The organism is Citreimonas salinaria, from assembly GCF_900107235.1.
GTDB classification, from domain to species: Bacteria; Pseudomonadota; Alphaproteobacteria; order Rhodobacterales; family Rhodobacteraceae; genus Citreimonas; species Citreimonas salinaria.
Map to the genome: position 1 here is coordinate 93,923 of NZ_FNPF01000016.1, position 6,794 is coordinate 100,716.

Annotated in this window: 6 protein-coding genes; 1 reads left to right on the forward strand and 5 read right to left on the reverse strand. The window is 67.9% G+C overall.

Features of this window, described 5'->3' with window-relative positions; translation table 11 throughout:
• Nucleotides 1–16: 16 nt before the first annotated feature.
• The 5 genes from BLW27_RS16610 to BLW27_RS16630 form a co-directional block, all read right to left on the reverse strand.
• Complete coding sequence (locus BLW27_RS16610) at nt 17–997, reverse strand: TAXI family TRAP transporter solute-binding subunit (RefSeq protein WP_089884993.1); 981 nt, start codon at nt 995–997, stop codon at nt 17–19.
• Nucleotides 998–1,342: 345 nt separating this feature from the next.
• On the reverse strand, nt 1,343–2,125 hold the full coding sequence (locus BLW27_RS16615; RefSeq protein WP_089884995.1) for a hypothetical protein: 783 nt from the start codon (nt 2,123–2,125) through the stop codon (nt 1,343–1,345).
• Nucleotides 2,126–2,197: 72 nt separating this feature from the next.
• Entirely contained in the window at nt 2,198–3,553 is a 1,356-nt protein-coding gene (locus tag BLW27_RS16620) for an FAD-binding oxidoreductase (protein WP_089884997.1), read from the reverse strand.
• Between the two features lie 235 nt (nt 3,554–3,788).
• Nucleotides 3,789–5,144, reverse strand: a complete 1,356-nt coding sequence (locus BLW27_RS16625) for a GAF domain-containing protein (protein ID WP_089885000.1) — start codon at nt 5,142–5,144, stop codon at nt 3,789–3,791.
• Nucleotides 5,141–5,680, reverse strand: coding sequence for a hypothetical protein (locus BLW27_RS16630; RefSeq protein ID WP_089885002.1), 540 nt, complete (start codon nt 5,678–5,680; stop codon nt 5,141–5,143). The genes BLW27_RS16625 and BLW27_RS16630 overlap by 4 nt, the downstream gene beginning before the upstream one ends.
• Before the next feature lie 904 nt (nt 5,681–6,584).
• Here BLW27_RS16630 and BLW27_RS16635 point away from each other — a divergent pair.
• The coding region (locus tag BLW27_RS16635; protein ID WP_143042315.1) for a DUF2254 domain-containing protein at nt 6,585–6,794 on the forward strand (210 nt) is incomplete at its 3' end.

Below are 6,794 nucleotides of genomic sequence, written 5' to 3' on the forward strand. Positions count from 1 at the left end.
GGTCCGCCGGACCGAATCACTCGATCAGGCCGGCCTCGCGGAAGTAGCGCTCGGCGCCGGCATGCAGCGGCGCGGACAGGCCGTCATTGGCCATCTCCTCGGGGTCGAGGTTGGCGAAGGCCGGGTGCAGGCTGCGGAACTGGTCGATGTTCTCGAACACCGCCTTGACCACCTGGTAGACCACGTCCTCGGACACCTCCGACGAGGTCACGAAAGTCGCGCCGACGCCGAAGGTCTGCGTATCCTCGTCGTTGCCGCGATACATGCCGGCCGGGATGGTCGCCTTGCGGTAGAAGGGGTTTTCCTCGACCAGCGTGTCCACGGCCTCGTTGTCGACGTCGACCAGCACGCTGTCGCAGGCGGTGGTCGCCTCCTGGATCGAGCCCGACGGGTGGCCGACGGTATAGACCATCGCGTCGATGTTGTTGTCGCACAGCGCCTGGCTCTGCTCGGCGGCCTGAAGCTCGGACGCCACGGCGAAGTCGTCCATGGTCCAGCCCATCTCGTTCATCAGCACCTCCATGGTGCCGCGCTGGCCGGAACCGGGGTTGCCGACGTTGACGCGCTTGCCCTTGAGGTCCTCGAACGTCTCGATGCCAGCGTCTGCACGCGCGACCACGGTAAAGGGTTCCGGGTGGACCGAGAAGACCGAGCGCAGTTCCTCGAACGCGCCCTGCTCCTCGAAGCGCGAGGTGCCTTCGTAGGCGTGGTACTGCCAGTCGGATTGCGCCACGCCGAACTCGAGCTCGCCGTTGCGGATGGCGTTGATGTTGAACACCGACCCGCCGGTGGATTCGACGCCGCAGCGGATGCCGTGCTCGGAGCGGTTGCGGTTCACCAGGCGGCAGATCGCGCCGCCGGTCGGGTAGTAGACGCCGGTGACGCCACCGGTGCCGATGCTGATGAACGTCTCTTGCGCGTCCTGCGCGGTCGCTGCGCCTGCTGCGCCCAGCGCGGTTGCCGCAGCCAGCGCGGCCCCAAGGATCGGTCTGGTCATCGGTTGTCTCCCTCAGATTGTATCGTTGCGGACGAAAGTCCCTGCCACGATTGAGACCGTTTCTGGCACCCGAGGTCAAGGCGCGCGCGAAAACCGCGGGATCCGCATCAACTCGGCCCGGAAGGCCGGCGGCGGATCTCGTGGTGGCCGAGCACGCGGCTCAGGCGGATTTTTCCCGTAGCCGATTTGGCGGGGGTGAAGTGGATGGTCATTGCAAGTCTCCTCTCGGTGCCCAAGGGCATTATGACGGGGGCCGCGCAGGGTGCCGGTCGTGTCGGCCGGCTTCAGCCCGATGCAGGCGCTCCAGATGTCCCGGGCGGCGATGTGCCGCCCGGAAACGATGGCTCAGTTCGTGGCCGGCGCGGCGATCCCTTCGTCCGGACCGCGCGCCTCGAGTGCGTCGATCGAGACGACGTGGACGCCGGTCTCTGCGTCGAAGGACACGCTCCACGCGTTCGGGAGCGACACGGGCGCCTCGACGCGGGCGGGCTGGCCGAGCGCCCCGCCGTAGTCGCGGCGGGAAAGCAGGAGGTCGCGCGTCACCATCGGTTCGACGAAGATCACGTCGCCGTCCCAGGCGCCGTAGATCAGCACCGCCTCGAAGGGCTGTCCTGCGAAGACCGGGTCCGTGACATCGAGCCAGTGCTCGCCCATCGCCGGGATTGGATCGAGCTCCGGCGGCGGCATGAAGTTCGGCGGCATGAGGTCTGCGGAGGGTCGGTTCGCGGCCTTCTCCATGAAGAATGGATCGGCGGGGTCGATGGCCAGCCGCTCGGCCTCCGTGGTCATGTAGAAGTGCACGTCGAAATGCGGCACGCCGAAGAGATCGCCGGGAGCGTGGCCGTGTGGCATCCAGTCAAGCGAGACGTGGTCGTAGCCCGCTTCAAGCGCGACCTCGGGCAGCGGCACCGTGACGAAGATCATGTCGTGGCCGAGGGTGCCAACGGCGTCTTCGCTCATCTCGATGCCGATGCGCGTGGCGATGCCCGCGGCGTCGGTCTCGGCAAAGGCGCGCACGGTGCCTTCGCCGAGTTGCATGTCTGGGCCGAACTCAATGCCCTGCGCTGCGGCGGCAAGCGGCGCCATGCCCGCCAGGAGCGCGGCGCGGAGGGTGCGGTGGATGGTCATGAGGGTCTCTCCTTCGTCTGGGTAAATGGTTGTTGTGGTGGTTCCGGCGCGGAGGCTCCGCGCGGGATCGTTTCACTCGGCGGCAATGGCCGAGGTGCCGGCGCGGCGCAGGAAGCGGCCGCGGGGATCGTGGAGTCCGCGAAGGTGCTGGAGGCGCGACCGAGCCTCCGGGCTCAGCGTCCGCAGGACCCGGTCGGGACGGTCGAGATCGGCCTCGCCCACATAGGCGCCGGTGCAGAGGGGCGCGACGCCGTCGATCGTGGCCCGGAGCCATCCGATGTTGGCCGCGTCTGCGTCGTCGTCTTCCCAGATCGCGTAGAGCGCGCCGAAGACACGCCCGTGGCAGGAAAAGGCGGCGTCTGTCGGAGTTGCGACGGCGTTCGAACGCAGAACGACCAGCGCCATGCTCGCCTCCGAAGGCGCAAGCGTCATGCCGTGGGCGACGCGCGCCAGGATCTCGCCGTAACGGGCTTCCGACCAGAGTGTGTCGACGGCGTAGCGCCGTCCCTTCGGCATGGAAGGCTCCGTCGCCTCGTAGAGCGCGCCGATGGGCGTGGGCATGGGGCCGATGACCTGGAGCGCCTCGGGGGCGCCTTCCCCCAGGGCGGTGTGGATCGCGCAGGCCTCGGCGTCGGTCCTGGCGAAGACGGTGGCCATCGCGGCGAGCACGGGGCCGTCCGGCGTCGGCGTGACCTTCGTCGTGAACTCGACGGAAGGCAACGCCTTCGCCATGACGGTCTCCGCCCAGTCCGCGACCTCGGCGACCATCGCGGCCGGGTAGATCCTGATCGTGGTGCTGGTGGCCTTCGCGGCCTCCTGAAGCTTCAGGTGATAGAGGGTCACGACGCCGAAGAACTCCGGCCCCGCGCCGCGCACGGCCCAGTAGATGTCTGCGTTCTCCTCGGCGCTGGCAGTCACCATGCGCCCGTCGGCGAGGACAACCTCGACGGCCGTGACCGAGAAGCAGGCGAAGCCCCATTCGGCCGAGTTCCAGCCGACGCCGCCCCCGAGCAGGTAACCCGACATCGGCACGCTGCCGCAATGGCCGAGCGGGAAGGCGAGGCCGTGGCGCTCCAGCGCGGCGGCCAGGCGGGCATTGGTCACGGCAGGCTCCACGCGGGCGGTGCGCGCCGCGGTGTCGAGCTTCAGGCCGTCGAGGGCGCCAAGGTCGATCACCATGTCGGCCTGCGCGGCGATGCCGGTGAACTGGTGCCCGCCGCCCCTGGGCGACACGCTCAGGCCGTTCACGGATGCGAAGCGCACGGCCTCGGCCACGTCTTGGGCGCAGGCCGCACGGACGATGAGCTTCGCTCGGCGCGCCGGCTTGCGGCCGTTCCAGGTGAGCGCGTCGGTCTCTGCGCCGAGGCGCGGTTCGAACGCCGTGATGAGCGTGCCGCGAAGGCGCGTCTTGAGGATGTCGGTCTTCATCTCGTCTCTCTTCCGGGCACGGCTTCAGGGCCGGGCCCTCTCGGGTCGGTGGAAGGCGGCGCATGCCGCGCCGTCGGTTTCGGTGGTGTCGGGTGGGGCGATTCCGCCGGCTGCTCTGGCGGTTCCGCCTCCTGTGGAGCTCTATAAGGTGGGCCACGGCGCGAGGCTTGCTAAGTCTCGCGTCACGAAAGCCTAAATGGATGCTAAAGAAATACTCACAGGATCGTGAGATGCCTCAGGCGACCTCAATCGCGTCCGCTTTTCCGACTTCCTCAAGCGTGATCCGGCAGCGGCAGACGAGGCGGAAAAGGCCGCGGCCCGTCTTCTCGATCTGGAGGCAAGCTCCGCGCTCCTCAAGCCTGCGACGCAGGAGCACGAGACGTGCATCGAGGTTTTCGGCATGGTCCGGCAGCTTCAGTGATTGGTCGAGACGCAGCTCCCGGGTGGTGAAGTCGGTGCGCCCGGTCGTCGTGTGCTCCCGCAGGAGCCGCCAGAGGATCGCGCCCGCCACGCCCTTGATGAGGTAGTCGTGGCCGATGAACAAGCTGTCGTCGCGCGGGTAGCGGCGGACCGTCACGCCACCCCCTGGCAGGACAGCCGGAACGTGTGCGGGCGGCGTCTCCTCCGCGTCCTCCTCACGCAGGAGCGCCATCATCGCCCCAAGGTGGGTCGCGACGAGCAGAAGCGCGTCCTCGCACTCGTGGTCGAAGCGCATGACCTCGTCCGACTCCGCGAAGAGGACGCCGAGGACTCGGCCCGCCGCCATGACGGGAACCGCGATCTGGCTGTGCGGCGTGCCGAGGCCTGGGAAGGGGACACCGGGCGGTTCCTCTGCGATGAGGCCCGCACTGCGCGCCGCGGCGCCAAGTGCTGCGCCGTAGCGATATTCCGCGCTCATGTGGCCGATGCGGATCGGCACGCCCTCGCGCGAAGCAATGCCAATGACACCCTCGCCCGGCAGGATCTCGGCCCCAATGCCGGAGACCGCGTAGCCGCGCGAGCCGAGCGCGAAGAGACGCCCGTCGCATTCCGCCATCAGAAGTATCGCATTGGAGATACCGAGGTGACGGACCATGCCGTCGAGCACGGCATCGGCGAGGTCATCGAAGTCCCGGCAGCGCGCAAGGTCGTCGACGCAGGCCCGCACCGCCGTGAGAAGCGAGACGCTGCGACAGGCAGGCGGCGCCGATGGCGGCTGCACCTGCTCCACCGCCACCACGCGGAAGACGTCCGCGCCGAGCAGCCGGAACACCTTCTCGAGCCCGTGATGCGAGGCGATGCCGGCGAGCTTGGCCTTCATTGTTTCGAAGAGCGGGCCCGAGGTGCGCGTCTCCACGTAGTCGAGGTCGAGCCGATGGATCGCGAGGGTCGAGGGGTCGAAGAGCTGAACGCAAGCCTGTCGCGTGGCGAGCAGGTTCCGACGCGTCTTGTTGAAGAACTGGTAGGAAAGCGCGACGTGGTCCTCGTTGACCCAGTGCACCTGGCTGATCATCGAGGCGTTGGGCAGGCCTTCCTCGTCGCAAGTGCACAAGGTGGACGCGCAGAAGCCCTCCATCGATCCGCGGAGCGCGCGCAGGTCGACGGCGCTCATCGCGGCAACTCCGCCCCGGCACCGGGACCGGGCGTCTGGGTGAAGACGCGCTCGGGCCGGAACTCGAGCGAGACGAGGTCCGGCGCCCCCAGCAAGGCATAGACGTCCGCCTGGGCCCGCGCGTAGCCAAGCTCGACGAGATCGTCCGCCAGGAGTGCGCATTGCCGCGCCGCCTCGCTCGCGTCATCCGGCGCGACCGGCCGGACAAGGGCGCGCGAGGCCTTCAGCTGGATCGACCTGTGGTCCCGCGCGCGCGAGAAGGTCGCCGCGATGGCGCTGCCGCCCTCGACGGCGTCGATCACGGCCGCTTCGGTGCGCCGCGAGAGCAGGACGCGCACGGTGTTCATCCCGCTCACGCGGCAGGCGACGCCGGACCCGACAACAGGCCGCCCGGTCCGGCCGCACGCGCCCAAGGTGATGCTGACGCCGCATTGCAGGAACGCAACAAGATGGGCAGGCAGGAGATCCGGCGCGCTGGCCGCGTCGAGCCAGGCAATCTGATCGTCCGTGGGGGTGGCGTAAGCGAGAATCGCCATCTTCGCGGTCCTGAAAGCTATGGCAACATGCCATGGGGCACCGTCACGATACCTGCGCAGTTTACCACATGGTCGCGGAATTCGCGCAAGCTTGATTCGCATACTGGGGTTGACGGTCAGTGAGAAGATCTGAGGGAGGCTTTCGGCAAACCCTCAGGGAACGGCGGATCAAACTGAAGGTCCGCTCCGGGCCGATTGCGACGAAGCTTGCTTCGCTGCACACGCGAACTTGACTTGGAACGCCGTGGTCAACTTGGGCTCGAAGCAGACCATCGCACCCCGATGGTGATAGTGCCAATATCCTCCTGATCAAGTGCCCGCGTCGGCTGAGGGAAGCCGCCTCACAGGGAGGTAGTGCGACGCTTGGATGCTATGCCGCCCAACTATGCCGTCTTACACCGCTCAGCGTGCCGAACCCGCGCATATTGTTCGAGCGGACCCATATAAATAAGGATGCGACATCCCCACCCTGCCCCAAAAACGGTCTCGAAAACCGTTACTCGGAGGTTCGAACCCCTCCCCACCTGTAGCATCAAGCCGAAGCTCAACGTCGGCTGGGCGGTCTCCAAGTCTTTCGCGGCGGCGACGCGATCGCTGCCGCCCCCGCCGAGCCGCCCGTCACGAAAGGCAGAAAGCGGACTTGCGGTGGCGCGGCGTGGCAGGCGCAGCATGGCATCCGACGCCGGACGTTCGACGGCGCCATAGAAGTCTCGCCGGTAGCTCGGTGGTCCTTGCCGCACTCCCTTGCACGCCCGACCGTCCAACGGCACCATACTGAAATCTCGTGCACGGGGGAACAGCGACCCGCGCAGGGATGTTCCCAAAGCAGTGAGTCAGACGCACGCGCCCGTCACCGGCGGTCGGGCACGGCCGCAAGCCTCGCCTCCTTGGTCCGGGACGCCGCATGAAGCTCCTTGTCAGACTGCGCCAGCTCGCGCTCCAGATGTGGTTCCTGCCGGCGGTCCTCTCGCTCGCGGCGCTGGCGACGGTGGCGGCGGCGCACTATTCCGCCGCCTTGTTGCCGCAGGACCTGCCGGTGGACATACCGGAAAGCGCGACGCAGACCATCCTGACCATCGTCGCGACCAGCATGCTTACCGTGGCGACCTTCGCC

Excerpts from the sequence above, each read along its gene's own strand:
- BLW27_RS16610 (WP_089884993.1), bottom strand. The coding sequence starts at position 997 with ATGACCAGACCGATCCTTGGGGCCGCGCTGGCTGCGGCAACCGCGCTG.
- BLW27_RS16615 (WP_089884995.1), bottom strand. The coding sequence starts at position 2,125 with ATGACCATCCACCGCACCCTCCGCGCCGCGCTCCTGGCGGGCATGGCG.
- BLW27_RS16620 (WP_089884997.1), bottom strand. The coding sequence starts at position 3,553 with ATGAAGACCGACATCCTCAAGACGCGCCTTCGCGGCACGCTCATCACG.
- BLW27_RS16625 (WP_089885000.1), bottom strand. The coding sequence starts at position 5,144 with ATGAGCGCCGTCGACCTGCGCGCGCTCCGCGGATCGATGGAGGGCTTC.
- BLW27_RS16630 (WP_089885002.1), bottom strand. The coding sequence starts at position 5,680 with ATGGCGATTCTCGCTTACGCCACCCCCACGGACGATCAGATTGCCTGG.